The organism is Bradyrhizobium arachidis, from assembly GCF_015291705.1.
Lineage (GTDB): Bacteria > Pseudomonadota > Alphaproteobacteria > Rhizobiales > Xanthobacteraceae > Bradyrhizobium > Bradyrhizobium arachidis.
Genome location: NZ_CP030050.1, coordinates 4892688 through 4909231, shown reverse-complemented (window position 1 = coordinate 4909231; position 16544 = coordinate 4892688). Strand labels below are relative to the sequence as shown.

General features: G+C 65.4%; 19 protein-coding genes and 1 pseudogene. 10 read left to right on the top strand and 10 right to left on the bottom strand.

Features of this window, described 5'->3' with window-relative positions; translation table 11 throughout:
* Positions 1–42: 42 nt before the first annotated feature.
* Positions 43–336: a DUF3551 domain-containing protein gene (locus WN72_RS22795; RefSeq protein ID WP_092216171.1), complete on the top strand. Its 294-nt coding sequence runs from the start codon at positions 43–45 to the stop codon at positions 334–336.
* Between the two features lie 15 nt (positions 337–351).
* On the opposite strand, the gene WN72_RS22790 is transcribed toward WN72_RS22795, so the two are convergent.
* The 3 genes from WN72_RS22790 to WN72_RS22780 form a co-directional block, all read right to left on the bottom strand.
* Entirely contained in the window at positions 352–630 is a 279-nt protein-coding gene (locus tag WN72_RS22790; RefSeq protein WP_027557752.1) for a hypothetical protein, read from the bottom strand.
* Between the two features lie 169 nt (positions 631–799).
* The gene (locus WN72_RS22785) at positions 800–1816 is read right to left on the bottom strand and encodes an SH3 domain-containing protein (protein ID WP_092216169.1); all 1017 of its coding nucleotides are present in this window, start codon (positions 1814–1816) and stop codon (positions 800–802) included.
* A 152-nt stretch (positions 1817–1968) separates the two neighbouring features.
* A complete protein-coding gene (locus WN72_RS22780) occupies positions 1969–3894 on the bottom strand; it encodes an FAD-binding monooxygenase (RefSeq protein ID WP_167380819.1) in 1926 nt (641 codons plus the stop codon).
* A 103-nt stretch (positions 3895–3997) separates the two neighbouring features.
* On the opposite strand from WN72_RS22780, the gene WN72_RS22775 reads away from it, so the two are divergent.
* Together WN72_RS22775 and WN72_RS22770 are read left to right on the top strand one after the other, a co-directional pair.
* Entirely contained in the window at positions 3998–4462 is a 465-nt protein-coding gene (locus WN72_RS22775) for a MarR family winged helix-turn-helix transcriptional regulator (RefSeq protein ID WP_092216167.1), read from the top strand.
* 132 nt (positions 4463–4594) lie between these two features.
* Positions 4595–5026 (top strand): COG4315 family predicted lipoprotein, encoded by a 432-nt coding sequence (locus tag WN72_RS22770; protein ID WP_027557748.1) that lies wholly within the window; start codon positions 4595–4597, stop codon positions 5024–5026.
* 18 nt (positions 5027–5044) lie between these two features.
* Here WN72_RS22770 and WN72_RS22765 read toward each other — a convergent pair whose 3' ends face one another.
* Together WN72_RS22765 and WN72_RS22760 are read right to left on the bottom strand one after the other, a co-directional pair.
* Complete coding sequence (locus WN72_RS22765) at positions 5045–5242, bottom strand: hypothetical protein (RefSeq protein WP_027557747.1); 198 nt, start codon at positions 5240–5242, stop codon at positions 5045–5047.
* Positions 5243–5388: 146 nt separating this feature from the next.
* Positions 5389–5985, bottom strand: a complete 597-nt coding sequence (locus WN72_RS22760; protein ID WP_051395241.1) for a L,D-transpeptidase — start codon at positions 5983–5985, stop codon at positions 5389–5391.
* Between the two features lie 334 nt (positions 5986–6319).
* Between WN72_RS22760 and WN72_RS22755 the strand changes: the two genes are divergently transcribed.
* Complete coding sequence (locus WN72_RS22755; protein ID WP_167380818.1) at positions 6320–7333, top strand: hypothetical protein; 1014 nt, start codon at positions 6320–6322, stop codon at positions 7331–7333.
* 413 nt (positions 7334–7746) lie between these two features.
* Positions 7747–7977, top strand: a complete 231-nt coding sequence (locus WN72_RS22750) for a DUF6894 family protein (protein WP_027557744.1) — start codon at positions 7747–7749, stop codon at positions 7975–7977.
* Here the strand turns inward: WN72_RS22750 and WN72_RS22745 are convergent.
* Positions 7974–8759, bottom strand: a complete 786-nt coding sequence (locus tag WN72_RS22745) for an SDR family NAD(P)-dependent oxidoreductase (protein ID WP_027557743.1) — start codon at positions 8757–8759, stop codon at positions 7974–7976. The genes WN72_RS22750 and WN72_RS22745 overlap by 4 nt on opposite strands.
* 131 nt (positions 8760–8890) lie before the next feature.
* Here WN72_RS22745 and WN72_RS22740 point away from each other — a divergent pair, with 131 nt between their 5' ends.
* The 4 genes from WN72_RS22740 (at position 8891) to WN72_RS22725 (ending at position 13096) form a co-directional block, all read left to right on the top strand.
* Positions 8891–9283, top strand: a complete 393-nt coding sequence (locus WN72_RS22740; protein ID WP_027557742.1) for a hypothetical protein — start codon at positions 8891–8893, stop codon at positions 9281–9283.
* 86 nt (positions 9284–9369) lie between these two features.
* Positions 9370–10500, top strand: coding sequence for a hypothetical protein (locus WN72_RS22735; protein WP_092216165.1), 1131 nt, complete (start codon positions 9370–9372; stop codon positions 10498–10500).
* A gap of 97 nt (positions 10501–10597) precedes the next feature.
* Positions 10598–10849 carry a hypothetical protein gene (locus tag WN72_RS22730; RefSeq protein WP_092216359.1) on the top strand — a complete coding sequence of 84 codons (252 nt, stop codon included), beginning with the start codon at positions 10598–10600 and terminating at the stop codon, positions 10847–10849.
* Between the two features lie 135 nt (positions 10850–10984).
* Positions 10985–13096: an ATP-binding protein gene (locus WN72_RS22725; protein WP_092216164.1), complete on the top strand. Its 2112-nt coding sequence runs from the start codon at positions 10985–10987 to the stop codon at positions 13094–13096.
* Here WN72_RS22725 and WN72_RS22720 read toward each other — a convergent pair whose 3' ends face one another.
* The 4 genes from WN72_RS22720 to minC form a co-directional block, all read right to left on the bottom strand.
* The gene (locus WN72_RS22720; protein WP_027557738.1) at positions 13097–13282 is read right to left on the bottom strand and encodes a hypothetical protein; all 186 of its coding nucleotides are present in this window, start codon (positions 13280–13282) and stop codon (positions 13097–13099) included.
* Between the two features lie 200 nt (positions 13283–13482).
* Entirely contained in the window at positions 13483–13764 is a 282-nt protein-coding gene (gene minE / locus WN72_RS22715) for a cell division topological specificity factor MinE (RefSeq protein WP_092216163.1), read from the bottom strand.
* A complete protein-coding gene (minD, locus tag WN72_RS22710; RefSeq protein ID WP_027557736.1) occupies positions 13761–14576 on the bottom strand; it encodes a septum site-determining protein MinD in 816 nt (271 codons plus the stop codon). The genes minE and minD overlap by 4 nt, the downstream gene beginning before the upstream one ends.
* A 21-nt stretch (positions 14577–14597) precedes the next feature.
* Positions 14598–15293: a septum site-determining protein MinC gene (minC, locus tag WN72_RS22705; RefSeq protein WP_027557735.1), complete on the bottom strand. Its 696-nt coding sequence runs from the start codon at positions 15291–15293 to the stop codon at positions 14598–14600.
* 420 nt (positions 15294–15713) lie between these two features.
* On the opposite strand from minC, the pseudogene panB reads away from it, so the two are divergent.
* Positions 15714–16534 (top strand): annotated as a pseudogene (gene panB / locus WN72_RS22700) (3-methyl-2-oxobutanoate hydroxymethyltransferase).
* Positions 16535–16544 lie beyond the last annotated feature (10 nt).

Sequence of the window (16544 nt, the reverse complement as noted above, 5' to 3'; positions counted from 1 at the left end):
CAGCATTGTGCCAGGATCCTGCCTGAACGAAGAAGGTTGATCATGTCACGCGTCAAAAACGCGATTCTGCTTGTCGTGAGCTTGCTTGTCGTAAGCCTGTTTGGCGCGGGCTTGCCCGGCTCCGTGCCGGCCGAGGCGCAGACCTACGATCCGCGTTATCCCGTCTGCATCGAGGTCTATACCCTCGACGGCAGCTCCATCGCTTGCAGTTTCATGTCGATGGCGCAATGCGCGGCGACCGCATCCGGGCAGTCCGCCCAGTGCTACGCCAATCCCTATGCTATGCAAAATCGCCAGCCGGGCCCGGGCCCATCGCCGCCGCGACGGAACCGCTAAGCGCCTGCAATCCGCTCAGTGCACGCGGATCACGTGAGGGCGGCCAAGATCGATCAGCCCCTGCACCGCCGAGAGGCGATCGTCCAGGGCTGCGATGGTGAGCAGCAGGTTGTTGCGGCGTTCGTCGAGCATTCCCATCTCGGCGCCAGTGAGCTTGGAGCTCGCCCGCTCCTTGTGAATCCCGTCGAGGGATTTGCGCAGTCCGGCGATCAGGCCGGCCAGCTGCTTGGCCTCCTTGGTCATCGAACGCTTCGCGACATTTTGGCGGCGCGTTTCCGCCTGACTCTGTCTCATCGTCATCCTCCCGTGCCCCGCTGCCCCGAGTGGATGCCGACATCTTTGGGTAGACATCTTACGATCGATGAAATCTGCCCGCGAAGAACCTTTTTAAATTGTACGCGCAGGGAACTCGCCCGCATCGAAACGGAAAGCCCGGCGCGAAGGCCGGGCTTTCGTCGCAACGTTAGTGCTTCTGATGACCGCCGCCGGGGCCGCCGGCCGGCGCGCCACCGCCATGCGGAGCAGGAGCAGCATTCATGTGCGGAGCACCGCCGCCGCCACCATGCGGCATCGCAGGCGCCGCCGCGCGCGGCGCCGGCATCTGCGCATGGGCGTTCATCGGCGCGCCATGGCTCACATTGGGCTGAGCGATGTGCGGCGCTGCGGGGCGCGCTGCAGGTGCGGCCGACACGCGCGGCGCTTCATGCGCACGCGCCATCGGCTGCGCACGCACCGCGGCGCGGCCCGCCGCCTGCTCATGCATCATGCGCGCTTGCGCATCGCGCGGATTGCGGCCCTGGACATTGGCCCGCTCCTGGACCCGCTCATGCGCGAAGCGCTCGCTTTGCCCGACGCGAGCCCGGTCCGTCGTCACCGCGGCGTTGCGTCTGCCAATGGCGGCGTCGTGGCGTGCAGTCGCGGCGTCGCGCCCGGAGACCGCAGCATCGCTCCTGACATTGCCATTCACATTGCCTCTGGCGTGCACACCCTCACGCCCCAACGCAACCGCGGCATCGCGCGTCGCCGCGCGGCCGATACGAGCGGCACGCGGATCGATCGTCATCTGTGTCGCGAGGCGCTGGTGCGAGGTCCAGTAATTATTCCAGTAGGTGTGGCGGCGATACCAAGGCCGCCCCTCATAATAGCTCGACCAGTACGAGGCCAGCGCGAAGGGAACGACAGGCACGTCGATCTCGTCGACATAATCGGGGAGATAGACGTAGTGGTTGCGATAGAGATATTCGAGATATTGCGATGACACCCAGCCGCGATCATCCGAGAAGCTCACGTCGCACCAGGCATTGCCGCGCAGGCAGCCGTGGATGTTGACGCGGGCGCCCTCGGGGATGCGATCGACCAGCGGAAAGCCCGAACCCGGACCGGCGCGCAGGCCGGTCGAGACGGTGACGATGCCCGGCGCGGCCAGCGCGGCCGTCGGGGCGAGCAGCAATGCTGCAACCAAAACGCTTTTCAGTCTCATGGCGTGTTCCTCCTCTCAAGGCCGAACGCGCCATTGAACCGAGCGTTCCGCGGGCGGTCGTCGCATCCGTCGAAAGATCAAGATGCGCGCCGCACGCGGTTCAATATTCATTCGCCGTTCATCGGCACAGCACTGGAAGCGCTGTTTTGCCCTCAGCTCGCTTGCAGCATGAAGCCGTCGAAGTACGACGCAAGCGCAGCAAAATCATCGAGCGGCAGCACCGTCGCGACATACTGGTCCGGCCGCACCACGACCATGCAGCCCGCCTTCCGGTCGATGCCGCGCATGGCGAACACGTCCTGGCCGCTCTTGAGGTCCGGACAGAACATCTTCTCGTAGTCGTACAAGCCGTAACGGCCTTTGCTCGGGAGCAACATCGGCGGCATCGCCTCGATGGCGAGTTCGCGATGATCCTGCTGAAACACCGCGCGCAGATCGATCACGCTGTCGATATCGCCGCTTCTAGGCGTATATCGCCGGATTGGAGATTTCTGGGATTCAGCGAGGAAATTGCACAGCGCGCGAATGGCCGAACCCGCGGCCGCCGGATCTCCCGCAGGCGAAAACGCGTAGATGCGGAAGCGGCCGTCCGCCTGCGCGGCATGGCCGAGATGCACCGGCTTGGCATCGCCGAGCCGGATCACCGGCGCGGAGTGAAAGCGCTTGCCGATGACGAGGCCTTCGGCGAGATGCTGATGCGACGCCGCGCCGGTGAGGATCGATGGCTTGTAGTGCGTTGCGGTGCCTGCGGTGTAGCGGCCGTGCCGGACAAAATAGTCCTGCGTCTTGGCCGCATCGGCGCCGCCGGCCTTGGCAGCGGACGCCAAGATCCCCGCCCATTCGCGGTCGAAATCGATCAGCTCCTTGGCGACCGCCTGCCGTTCCGCAGAATAGGAATGCAGCAGGCGTGGCGCACACTGCTTGCGCAGCACGGCCGCGAGCTTCCAGCCGAGATTGAAGGCGTCCTGCATTGAGACGTTCATGCCCTGCCCGGCCTTCGGGCTGTGGGTATGGCAGGCATCGCCGGCGATGAAGATACGCGGCAATTGCGCATTGATCTCGGCCTCCGGCACGTCGTCGAACTTGTCGGTGAGGCGCTGGCCGATCTCGTAGACCGACCACCAGGCGATCTCCTTCACATCGAGCGTATGCGGCTTCAGGATCCGCTGCGCTTTCGCGATCACGTCATCGGCGGTGATGTTGCGGTTGGCGACGCGTTCGCCGACGTCGAGCTTGGCGAGCTCGACATAGAGGCGGGCCATGTAGCCGCCCTCGCGCGGAATGATCAGCAGGCTGCCGTCCTTCGCCGACTGGATCAGCGCCTTGAAGCGGATGTCGGGAAAATCGGTCACCGCCAGCACATCCATCACGCCCCAGGCGTGGTTGGCGGAATCTCCGTGCAACTCGCGGCCGATCGACTTGCGCACCGTGCTGCGCGCGCCGTCGCAGCCGACGACGTAGCGCGCCTTGATGGTCTCGATCTTCCCTTCGTTTCCGACATCGACGCGCTCCAGTCGCACGGTCACGGCGTGATCGCTGAGCCCTGCGGCCGGATCGACCTCGAGATCCAGCAGGCGGCGGCTGTAATGCGGTTCGAGCTTGGCGGGCGACTTGCGCATGACGTCGAGAAAGCCGTCATGGATACGCGCCTGGTTCAAGATGACATGCGGGAATTCGGACAGGCCATCCTCGACATCCTGCACCCGGCCGCTGCGCACGATCTTTTCCGGCGCCTGCTCGTCGGGCTTCCAGAACGTGGTCTCGTTGACCCAATAGGCCTCCTTCAGCACGCGCTCGCTGAAGCCATAGGCGTGGAACATCTCCATGGTGCGGCAGGCGATGCCGTCGGCCTGCCCGACCAGCAACCGGCCCGGCTTCTGCTCGACGATGCAGGTCTTGATGTCAGGGAATTGCGCGAGCTGCGCGGCGAGCGTCAGGCCCGCCGGGCCGCAGCCGACGATGAGCACATCGACCTCGTCAGGCACGGCGCCGCCTGGCGCACGCAAAGCCTGAATGCGCTCGGCGGGATCGGCGATCTCGGGATCACCAGGCTGGAATCCATTGAGATGGAATTGCATGAGCACCTCTCCCGGAAACGTTCTGTTTGGATATTGATCAGTATGCTGACTATCAGTATACTTGTCAATAATCACGCCCCTCCCTGCTCTCAAGGAGAATTCGGTGAGCGATCCTAGCGACATGCCCGGGCATCTGGCGCGCCGGTTCCAGCAGATCGCGGTGGCGGTATTCCTGGCGGAGGTCGGCGATGCCGGCTTCGACCTCACGCCGGTGCAATACGCCGCGCTCGCGACCATCAAGGCCAATCCGGGGCTCGACCAGGTGACGCTCGCCGGCCTCATCGCCTATGACCGCACCACCATTACCGGCGTGATCGATCGCCTGGTCCAGAAGGGTCTTACCGAGCGCCGCGCCAGTCCGCGCGACCGCCGCGCCCGCGAGCTCCAGATCACCGACGAGGGGCGGCGCACGCTGCGCAAGATCACGCCGGCGGTCGAGTCCGCCCAGCGCATCATGCTGCGCGGCCTCACCGCGAAGGAAGGCGATGAGCTGATGCGGCTGCTGCGCAAGGCCATTGCCGCCGGCAACGAGCTCAGCCGCGCCCCGCTGCGCGAGGTGCAAGTGTAGTCCGGGATTTGGTCCCGCAGTTTTGTCCGTAATTGCCGCAGGCCTGCGAAACCTGGAACTAACCTTCGGCTGCTACCGTCGGAAACATTCGGCGCTTAACGCGCGATTAACTTTGCCGGTTTGGAGCTTGGAATGCGCAGATTGGTCATTTTTGCCGCGACGGTCGCGCTCTCGACCGTTCCTGCGCTCGCGAACGGCCATGGCGGCGATGCCCCTCCTCCGCCGAAGCCCGAGGCGACGAGCGCACCGGCGAAGGTGGTCCTGACCAAGCAGGGTCCCAAGCTGGTCGATCTCAAGGGCATGACGCTCTATTATTACGAGCGCGACACCACCGGGAAGACCTCGAACTGCAACGGCAAGTGCACCGAGAGCTGGGTGCCGCTGTCGGCGACGGCCGACGCCAAGGCCGTCGGCGACTTCACCGTGATCAGCCGCAACGACGGCAGCAAGATGTGGGCCTACCGCTACCGCCCGCTGTACACGTCACCCGCCGACAAGGCGCCGGGCGATGCCAATGGCAACGCCACGACGCTGCAATGGCGCATCGCGCGACCCGACGAATAAGGCACGGTGGCAGAGAGGTCAGCGTGCCCGCGTGCTGACGACTTTCGCGTGCGCGCTGGAATCGACCGAGGCGTAATTGACCTCCGCATTCCAATGCATCACCACATAGAGCGCCATGCCGGCCAGGAGCGATCCGTAAAAGCCGAGTGTCACGATCCGCCACTTGCGGACGACGCGGCGGTCAGTCTCATTCAATGGATAAAAAAATTTCTGCATGATGCCTCCAATGGCAACGAGCCATGGAGGCATAGCGCAACCGCAGCAAAACCGCTGTGAAGCATTTCACTCTCGACGAAGCGCCGATCGCGCCCGCCTTCACGCTTGAGTGAGCGCCGCGACCGCCACGCGCAGAATCCCGCGCCTTACCCGCGCCAGCTGGGCCCCGCCTGGACGCGCGCGTTCTGCCCGGGCGGCAGCACCACCACGGTCGAATTGAGCTTCACGCGGTCGTAGAGATCGATCACGTCCTCATTGCGCATCCGGATGCAGCCGGACGAGATCGCCTGCCCGATATATTCGGGCTGGTTGGTGCCGTGGATGCGATAGAGCGTGTCCTTGTTGCCGGCATAGAGATAGATGCCGCGCGCGCCCAGCGGATTGGCGGGCCCGCCGCGAACGCGCGCCGGATACGGCCCGAGGCGCGCCTGGATCTCTGCGGTCGGGACCCAGTCCGGCCATTCCGCCAGACGCCCGACGCGCGCGACGCCGGAGAAGGCCATGGCTTCCTCGCCGACCGCGACGCCGTAGCGGATCGCCTTGCCGTCGGGCAGCACGTAATAGAGATAGCGCGCGTCGGTATCGACCAGGATCGTGCCCGGCTGCTCCTTGCGCGGATAATCGACGACGTGACGCAGATATTGCTCAGGCACGCTCGCCTGGGCGTAAGGCGTATGTGCGAGCAACTGCCTGTCGCGCGGCGTCATGCTTGCGTCGGTCGACGGCGACAACGTTGCCTGCATGCAGCCGCCGAGCGGCAGCAAGGCAACCACAAACGGAATAATCAGAGATTTTGGCACCACCGGCCCCCCGATAGCAGATAGCAGCAGCGCCCCCAGCAACCCTAGATGCTGCCCAAATCGTGCTGAAAACAAGGCAGACCGGGAACAATTGCCCGTGTTCAATCGAGCGGGTTCCATCACCACAAACGGCGGAAGAGCGCCGCATGATCTCCACCCCCTCGCCTTGCTTTGGTCAAACCCGGCTGGACTCGTGCGTCATGGGACTTGGGAATGGGCTCACCTCAACGAATCGGCTCGCGCCAATGCGGACCAAGAGCGCTTCAAAGGAGCTGCGATGCTCGCGACGCTGAACAGCAAGCAAATCGTCGATGAGATCGTGAAGGACACGATCAAGGACAACGATCCGCACGACGCGGTTCAGATCTCGCCGGATATTCAGATCTCGCCGGATATGGTGCAGGCTTCGCGCCCCATCAGCGTTTCTCCGACGCTGGCGCCCGATATCGCGCTCCGCCCGGAGCCGAAGTTCGCGCCGGAGCAAAACATCAGCATCGTCTACGGCGCACAAGCCGCGGCTCCATCGGTCGACAGCGCGGTGCGCGTCGAGGCCAGCGATGGTCGCGGCCGGCGGAAGCGATCCGCGGTCAGCACGTGGCTGCGCGGCGCATCTGTCGCATTTCTGTTTGCGGGCGGCAGCGCGGCGGCCGCGATCGCCTGGGAGCAGCATGGCGACACCGCAAGACAGATGCTCGCGCAATGGACACCGGCATTGGCCTCGCTGACATCGCAGCTGCTGCCTGCGACACCGCAGACGGCGCCGGTCGCCGCTGCACAGGCCGCCCCGCCCGCGGCAGCTGAGGCCCCGCCTGCGGCGACCGATCAAATCGCCGATCAACCGGCCTCGCCACCTCAGCCTGCCACCGCCACCGCAGCAGCGCCGCCCGATGCCACCCAATCGATGGAGTCGATGACGCGCGACATGGCCGCGATGGCGCAGCAGATCGAGCAGCTCAAGACGACGATCGCCGAGCTGAAGGCCGGCCAGGAGCAGCTGGCCCGTGAGATGACCAAGCCGCCCGTGCCGAAGCCCGTAGCCGAGGCCAAGCCGGTCGATCCGCGCGCACGCGTGTCAGCGATTCAGCCGCGACCCGCACCGCCGCCAGTTCGCAAACCGAAGCCGGCCGTGTCACACACCTACATGCCGGCCTACTCGCCCGCGCCGCTCGCGCCACCGCCGCCGCCATCACAGGCAGCCGCAGCACCGCCGCCGGTCGCGCCCGTGACGACGACGCAGGCTGTTGCCGATGACGACGGACCTGTCGTGCGTCCGCCGATGCCGGTGCACTAGACGAACACCAGCGTCGCTACACGCTGTCCGAGTCGAGATGATGCGTTGAGTCCGGGTGATTACGGGAAGCGATGCTGACTCGTCTTCGCCAAGGAAGCTTTCGTGAAGCAAGTTTGCGCGACGAAAGCTTCAAGAGAAAAGGCCGTCGGGATCTATGCCGCCGGCCTTCTCTTGCAGCTGCCGGTTCCCGGAGCCCGGTTCTGCTGCAATTCCATGCCTCATGATCGCGTGGACATGTTTAATAAAATCTTAACGTCACCGTTCATTGCTCATCATTTCTGCGCCTTAGGCACAGAGATTGTGCGGCTTGTTCATCCGATAGATATCGACTCAGTGGTACGATCCAGCATGTTTTGAAGACTTCCGTCGAAGGCTTCGTTTGGGAATTTGGGTCGTCACACCGGAGAATTCGGATGCCATACTACTCCTTCGATCTCGTGGTTGGTGAAGAGTTCAAGAACCAGGGCGGAATCATCCTCGAAGACATCGAGGTCGCTTCGGATCGCGCCGTTCAGCTCGCATGCGAGCTGTCGCAGGTGAAGCCGGAGCTGCAGCAGAAGGGCTGCGCGGTGCGCGTCACCGATCGCGATCACAAAGAGGTCTATCGCACGCCGCTCGATCCTGTGCCGGCCTGGCAGCGCTAATCTTCAAGCACCGGCGCTTCGAACCAGTTCGTCAGCGACAATCCACCGTCGACGACGAACGCTGCGCCGGTGACATAAGCCGACAGCTTGTTCGACAGCACCGCGAGCGCCATCGGCACGAGGTCGTTTGCTTCGCCGAGGCGCCCGAGCGGAATGTGTTTCGCCAGCGAGGCATCGGCAACGAATCCACCTGCCGCGATCGCACCGGGCACCAGCGCGTTGACGCGGATATTGCGACGACCAAAGGTCTTCGCGAGCTCCTTCACCAGCATCGCCATCCCCGCCTTCGCCGTCGAATAATGCGGCAGGTTGCGCGGCGTGCCCGCATGCAGCGAGGTGAGGAACAGGAACGAGCCAGGCCGCTTCGCCGCGATCAGTCGTGTTGCGATTCCGCGCGCCAGATGAAAGCCGGCGTCGAGATTGACGGCATGCATCTCCTGCCAGGTCCTGCGGTCGACAGCGAGCGCGTGATCGGCCTCGCGCCGCGGCGGCGAGGCGCTGTGCACGAAATGCGTGACGTCGCCCAGCACCGCATGTGCCGAGGCCAGCAGCTCGTCGCAAGCCTCGAGCTTGGCGAGATCGCCGACCCACGGCACCGCCAGCTCAGGCGTCTTGCTCGCGCCGATCGCGGCAGTCACCCGCTCCGCGCTCACGTCGGCGAACATGGTCCGGACGCCCTCGCCGACCAGGCCCAGCGCGATCGCGCGGCCGATGCCGTTACCGGCGCCGGTGACGAGCGCGGTGTCGTGAGCGGGATCGAACGGCGTGCTGAACAGGCTCATGTCGCTCTCCGTGGCCGGGATATCCGCTACGATAGCGCACCGCATCGAGGCGCCACAATTGCGCCCCGGCACCATTGCGGAGCGGCGCGCCGGACGCTAGCCTCCCAAAAAAACGAGGAGGTACCCCAAGAATGCGCACCGGTTTTCTGATCGCAGGCCTGTTGTTGATCGCCGCGCCGGCCCAGGCGGGCGATGCGCCGGTCCGTTCGACCTATGTGACGATGGTCCTGCAGGCCTTCGCCGCCAAGGTCGAGTGCCCGGGCACGGATCTCGTCTACCAGGACCTCGTGCAGAAGGCGCAGCAAATGCAGCTGCCCGACGGCACCACCGAGAAGGTGCGCAAGGCGATCGCCTGGATGCACACCGGCGGCAAGATGGGCGAGAAGCAGGACGACGATCTGATGGCCGAGGTCGCGGTGGCGACGCAGGCAACCGACATGGATCAGCGCCGGCTCGGCATGCCCGGCTGGTGCGAGGCGCAAAAGACCAATCTCGCCGGCCTGATCCGCAGCAAGGGCGGCTAGCCGCCCTTGGCGGCCCGGCTTTGCCGGTGAACCTCGGCGCACCCCTCCGAGTCCAATGCTTCGAGCTGAGGACAATGCGAGGGGCCATGCCTGCCGATATGCTTTGGACGCGCCGGATGGCGGCGCTTGCGATGATCGTCGCCGCCAATTTGGCGCTGCCCGCTTTTGCCGCGACGGCGGACAATCCGGTCGCCGGCAAGCAAGTGCGCTTTCCGCAGGGGGTATGGAGCGCCCTGCCCCAGGTCGGCCCTGACGGCAAGGTGAGGCAATGCGTGCTGATTGCGCCGAGGCAACGCAGCAAGGCGGGCGGCAAGGTCGACACCGCCTTCGCCCTCAACATCAGCCGCGGCTCGGGCCTGTCCATCATGTTGATGGATGACGGCATGCCGAGCGAACACGTGCTGGACGACCAGGCCGAGATCGTCATCGACGGCCGCAGCTTCCCCGCGGTCGGCTTCCCGGTCGGCAACGCCTTCGCGCTGCATCCGGGCGATGCCGAGGGCATGCTTGCGGCGCTCGGCAAGGCGCGGAACGTCACGTTGCGCTCGGACGGTGCCGGCGTCGATTCCGGGCCGATCGCACTCGATCTGCCGGCGGATGCACTGAGCTGGCTGAAGCAATGCGGCAAGACCTTCGACATCGCGGTCGACAGGCCGACCGATCCCAACGCGCCGGAGATGCCGGCGCCGCGGCCGCGCTCGCCGAAGATCGCGGTGATGCAGCCGACGCCGGCTGGCCCGCCCGGGATCGAGGACAAGCAGAAGATCGAAGGCTGGGATGCATCCGAGCTACGCAACGGCGACGGGGCGATCGTCGCCTGCTTCATCCGCCGGCGCTATCTCATCGGCACGGACGCGCCCGCGCCGCAGCGCCGTCTCGCCATCTTCCTGATCGTCAGCCGCGCGAAGGGGCTGACCATGATGCTGAAGGATTCCAAGCTCAACCGGCCGGAAGGTCAGGCCATCGAGGCGACGCTGAGAATCGGCAATGTGCCGTTCGAGGCGTTCTCCGCGCAGGTCGAGGGCCCCGACGAAATCGGTCTGTTCCCGCAGCATGGGGCCGCGTTGGCCGAAGCGATCGAGACGGGTTCGGTCCTGGCGATGAAGGCCAAGACGATCGAGGACAATTACGAGTTCTCGGTGCAGCCGGGCGTGATCGGCTGGCTGCGCGCCTGCGCTCGGCGCAACGCGATTGCCATCGGACCCGCCGGGCGATGAAGGCGCCGTTAAGCATCGCGCGGCGGAACCGCCGCGCTGGCAAATAATCGTCACAATCATCGACAGCATGAGGCCTTGCTTCGAACAGGAGAACCCCATGCGGATTGTCTATCTCGTTTTCGCCGGAGCTCTCGTGGCCGGCTCCGTGCTGACTGCCCCGGCGCTGGCGAAGAATTCCGATGCCCAGAAAGGCGAGGACAAATCGGCCTCGTCGTCATCGTGCAGCGCCTATCAGCAGGCGCCGGATGGATCGTGGGAGCCGCTGCCCTGCAAGGAGACCGGCGAACGCGCCCAGCCGCAAACGCAACACAAGTCCGGCGCGCAAGGCGGCGATCAGGGCGAGCGCTGAGCTATCCGGCCCCCCGGGGAACTCACCGGTTCGGACTGCGTTGAGGCAGCGGCTTGCCGCGGTGCGTTCGCCCGCTAGCATACCGTAGGCAGAGTCAAGGAGCGGCTCCTGGAAACGCCAACCCCGCGCGCGCTCGTGGATGCGATCGAGTTGGAAGACCTTCGACGCCGTCTCAAGGCGATCGAGGAGGAAAACGTACGCCTGAAGGCGCTCGGGATGGCCGACCAGACCGGGCGCCGCGCAGCGGAATCGGCGCTGGCGGAAAGCGAGGAGCGTTACCGGACGCTGTTCAACTCGATCGACGAAGGCTTCTGCATCATCGAATTCTTCGACGGCCCGCACGGCCCGCTCAGCGATTACATCCACATCGAGGCCAATCCCGCCTACACCCAGCATGCCGGCATTCCCAACGTGGTCGGCCAGAAGGTCCGCGAGATGGTCCCTGATGAGGCCGACGGCTGGGTCGAGCTCTATGGCGGCGTGCTCGGGACCGGGCAGCCGATCCGCTTCGAGCGCGAGCTGGTCGCGACCGGCCGCCAACTCGAGCTCGCCGCCTTCCGTGTCGAGCCAGCCAGCCGCAAGCAGGTCGCCGTGCTGTTCCAAGACATCACGGCGCGCAAGCGGGCTGAGCGGGAGTTGCAGCAGCTCAACGAGACGCTGGAAGCGCGCGTGGTCGCCGCATTGGCCGAGCGCAAGCTGATGGCCGACCTCGTCGAAGGCACCGATGCCTTCGTGCAGGTCGTCGATCCCGGCTTCCGCTGGCTCGCCATCAACGGCGCCTCGGCTCGGGAATTCCATCGCATCTACGGCGTCTTGCCGAAGGTCGGTGACAACATGCTGGAGCTGCTTGACGATCAACCCGAGCATCGCGACGCCGTCCGCGCCGTCTGGTCGCGGGCGCTCGCCGGCGAAGCCTTCGTCGAGGTCGCCGAGTTCGGCGAGCCCGGGCGGGACCGCCGCTTCTACGAGATGCGCTTCAACTGCCTGCGCGAAAGCGAGGGCCGGCTGCTCGGTGCCTACCAGTTCTCCTACGACGTCACCGACCGGCTGAAGGAGCAGCAGCGGCTGCGCGTAGCCGAGGAGGCGCTGCGTCAGTCACAGAAGATGGAAGCTGTCGGGCAACTCACCGGCGGCATCGCGCACGACTTCAACAATCTGCTCACCGGGATCATCGGTTCGCTGGAGTTGTTGCAGACGCGGCTCGGCCAGGGCCGCGTCAATGAAATCGACCGTTACGTCACCGCGGCGCAAGGCGCCGCCAGGCGCGCCGCCGCCCTGACGCATCGGCTGCTCGCTTTCTCGCGGCGGCAGACGCTCGATCCCAAGCCGACCGACCTCAACCGCCTCGTCATGGGGATGGAGGAGCTGGTCCGCCGCACCGTCGGCCCGGAGATCGCGGTGGAAGTCGTCACCGCAGGCGGGCTGTGGCCGACGCTGATCGATGCGTCACAGCTCGAGAGCGCCCTGCTCAACCTCTGCATCAACGCCCGCGATGCGATGCCCGGCGGCGGACGGCTCACGATCGAGACCGCCAACCGCTGGCTCGACGAGCATGGCGCCGGCGAGCGCGATCTTGCGCCCGGCCAGTATGTGTCGCTCTGCGTCACCGACACCGGCACCGGCATGACACCCGACATCGTCGAGCGCGCGTTCGAGCCGTTCTTCACGACCAAGCCGATGGGCCAGGGCACCGGGCTCGGCCTCTCCATGGTCTACGGCTTCGTGCGCCAGTCCGGCGGCCAGGTCCGGATCTACTCCGAAGTCGGCCAGGGCACGACCATGTGCCTCTATTTGCCACGCCATTATGGCAACGAGGCTGACAGGCCGTCCACCTTGGCGGCCAAGAGTGCTGTGCGGCCGAAAGCTGGTCACACCATCCTGATTGTCGACGACGAGCCGTCGATCCGCATGCTGCTGGCCGATGCGCTGGAAGAGATCGGCTTCAGCGTCCTGGAGGCTCATGACGGCCCGAGCGGGCTGAAGATCCTGCAATCGGAGGCGACGATCGATTTGCTCGTAACCGATGTCGGCCTTCCCGGCGGCATGAACGGCCGCCAGCTTGCGGATGCTGCGCGCACAACCCGTCCGGCCCTCAAGGTGCTGTTCATCACGGGCTATGCGGAGAATGCCATCATCGGCAACGGCCAGCTCGCGCCCGACATGCAGGTGCTGACAAAGCCCTTCGTGGTCGAGACGCTGGCCAGCCGCGTCCTCGATATGATCAAGGATGGAACGGTGCGGAGCTGATCAGCTCTGGGCCGGACCGCGCATGATCTTCATGGCGTCCTCGATGTGACGCCATTCCTTGGCCTCTTCGGCTTCGCCGCGGCCCTCGCAGGCCTGGGCCTGTTCGGCGGCTTTCGCAATCGCAGCGAAACCATGTCGTTCCAGCATCTGCCGCGCGACGGTGTGGACCTGGACCTCGGACATCATGGGCGCTCTCCCGTTTGCAGAAGCCACGGGACATCGCTCGGCTGTCCCGCGGGGCCCATGACAACGATCGAGCCTCGGCCCTCGTTCCGCACCGGACCACGCCCACGCAACAACAAAGGCGGCCCGCCATGCCCGGCGGACCGCCTTCTCACCCACCCCAAGAAACCTACGCCAAGATTGGCAGCCTTCGGTCAGGCCCCCTACCCGACCGCGGCCCTCTTGCGCTCGACATCGTTGGGCACCTCGATATCGACCTCCAGGGTCGAGACCTCATCGCCGCGCTCGAGCCGGACGATGACCTTGGTCGGATCCAGCGTGACATGCCTGGACACGACGGCGAGGATCTCCTCACGCAGCACACCGAGCAGGTCGGGCTGGCCGCGCAATCCGCGTTCATGCGCAAGCAGGATCTGCAACCGTTCGCGGGCGACCGGTGCGGAGGCCTTGTTGCCGCGGAGAAGTCGAAGCAGTCCCATGCTCATGCAGCCCTCCGTCGCAGCAGGCGGTCCATCAGCCCCCTCCGCTCGGCGGGAACGTGCATCGTGATGCTTTCACCGCAGAGGCGCTTGGCCGCGTCCATGTAGGCCCGCGCCGGTGCTCCATCCGCGTTCGAGAGCGTCACCGGCGTGCCGACGTTGGAGGCCTTCAACACGTCCTGGCTCTCGGGGATGATGCCGAGCAAGGGCGTTGCGAGGATTTCCAGGATGTCGTCGATGGTCAGCATCTCGCCGCGCGCGGCGCGGGAGGGATCGTAGCGGGTGATGAGAATGTGCTTCTCGACGCGCTCGCCCTTCTCGGCCCGCACGGTCTTGGAATCGAGCATGCCGATGATGCGGTCGGAATCGCGCACCGAGGAGACTTCCGGGTTGGTCACGATGACGGCCTCGTCCGCAAAGCGCATCGCCATGGAGGCGCCGCGCTCGATGCCGGCCGGGCTGTCGCAGATCACCCAGTCGAAGCGGCTGCGCAGCTCGGCGATGACCTTGCCGACGCCCTCTTCGGTCAGCGCGTCCTTGTCGCGGGTTTGCGAGGCCGGCAGCAGCCAGAGGTTATCGAGCCGCTTGTCCTTGATCAGCGCCTGCGGCAGCTTTGCGACGCCCTGCACCACGTTGATGAGGTCGAACACCACGCGGCGTTCGGCGCCCATCACAAGGTCGAGGTTGCGCAGGCCGACGTCGAAATCGACGACGACGACCTTGTCGCCACGTTGCGCGAGCGCAGCCCCTAGCGCGGCGGTCGTCGTAGTCTTGCCGACCCCGCCCTTGCCTGACGTCACGACCAGTACCTTACTCATCTGAAATGTCTCCTTTGCTGGTCAGTTCAGTGCTGTAATTCGCATGGTATTCCCCTGCAGCCAGGCCTGCGCCGGCTTGCCGCGCAAGGCGGCGTCGATGTCGTCCGCAGTCTGGTAAAACCCATCAATTGCAAGCAGTTCGGCCTCGATCTTCTGACAATAAATCCGCGCGCTCTTGTGCCCGTTGACGCCCGCCATGGCGCGGCCGCGCAGCGCGCCATAGATGTGAATGGAGCCACCGGCCACGACTTCGGCACCGGAACCGACCGAGCCGAGAATGGTGATGTCGCCCTCGGGGAAGATCACGGTCTGGCCGGAGCGCACGGGCGTCTCGAGCAACAGCGAGGTCGGCTTGGCCTCGGCCTTCTCAGCCTTCTTCGGCGCGCTCGGCTCGACCACGCAGCTGCGCCCGCCCGACAGCAGCGGCGGCATTGCCGGCGTCAGCCGCGATTCGTCCACGCCCTCGATGCCGAGCACGCGAATGTTGCGGTCCTGGAGGCTGGTGAGCAGATGGCTGATGCCGGACTGGCTGAGATCGACCGAGGACAGGTCAACCACCACCGGCCGGCCGACGAAGAAGCCCGGCGAGCGGGCGATGGTGGCGTCGATTTCCTGGAGCCACTCCAGGATCGGAACCGTCGGCACGAACACGAAGGCCACATAGGACCGCCCGCGCAGGCGCACCATCTGACGTTGGACTTTTGCTGCAGCCTCCATGACGGCCGACTCGTTCCCCGTTATTGAATAGTTAACGATGCGGCGGATTTGGTTAACGGCCGGTTAATTCTTTCGTGGGGATGGGCGGGATAGGGCCGTAGGCTTCAAATCCTAACCCGTCATCCTGAGGTGCGAGGCATGGGACGCAATGCGTCCCATGGGGAGCCTCGAAGGATGCGCGGCCCCGATGCAGCCACGCGGAGAGAGCCGGGCCGTCGCCCTTCGAGGGCCGCCGAAGGAGCGGCTACCTCAGGGTGACGGTGAAGGATGAGTGCTCGCTGCTTCCCACATCGGCAATGACGACGTTGGGGCAGAAGGCCTCCCAGCCCCTCACCTCACGCCGTCCATTGTGATCGGAGGCCAGATTGACACCGTTGCATCATCTGGCTTCGATCCGCCTCCCCGCAGCCGGAGCTGATCATGTCAATCCAGTCGTCCACCAGACGCAAGACTGCGCCGGACATTCGGGCCCGCAAGCGCGGCGAGCCGATCGTCATGCTGACGTCCTACCACGCGCATACGGCAGCGCTGGTGGACCGGCATTGCGACGTCATTCTGGTCGGCGACTCCCTTGGCAACGTCATGCATGGCTTCGAGACCACGGTACCTGTTACGCTCGACATGATGATCCTCCAGGCGCAGCCGTGATGCGCGGGTCCAGGCAGGCGCTGGTCGTGGTCGATATGCCGTTCGGATCGTATGAGGCCTCCAAAGAGCAGGCGTTCAACGCCGCGGTCCGGATCATGAAGGAAACGCAGTGCGGCGCGGTGAAGCTCGAAGGCGGCGTCCGCATGGCCGAGACGATCGCATTCCTGTCCGGGCGCGGCATCCCGGTGATGGGTCATATCGGCTTGACCCCGCAATCCATCAACACCCTCGGCTCGTTTCGCGCCCAGGGCCGCAGCGAAACGGATTGGGGGCCGATCGAGGACGACGCGAAGGCGGTCGCCGATGCCGGTGCGTTCTCGGTCGTCGTCGAAGCCGTCGCCGAACCGCTGGCGCGCAAGATCACCGAGACAATCGCGATCCCGACTATCGGCATCGGCGCAAGCGCGGCGTGCGACGGCCAGGTGCTCGTGCTTGAGGACATGCTGGGACTATCACCGCGAACGCCGAAATTCGTCCGGCGCTACGGCAATCTGGGTCCGGCCATCGAAGCCGCGATCGAAGCGTATGCCGCCGATGTGCGGTCGCGCGCCTTTCCCGGGCCCGAACACGTCTACGACATGAAGAAGAGCTGACCAGGCCGTC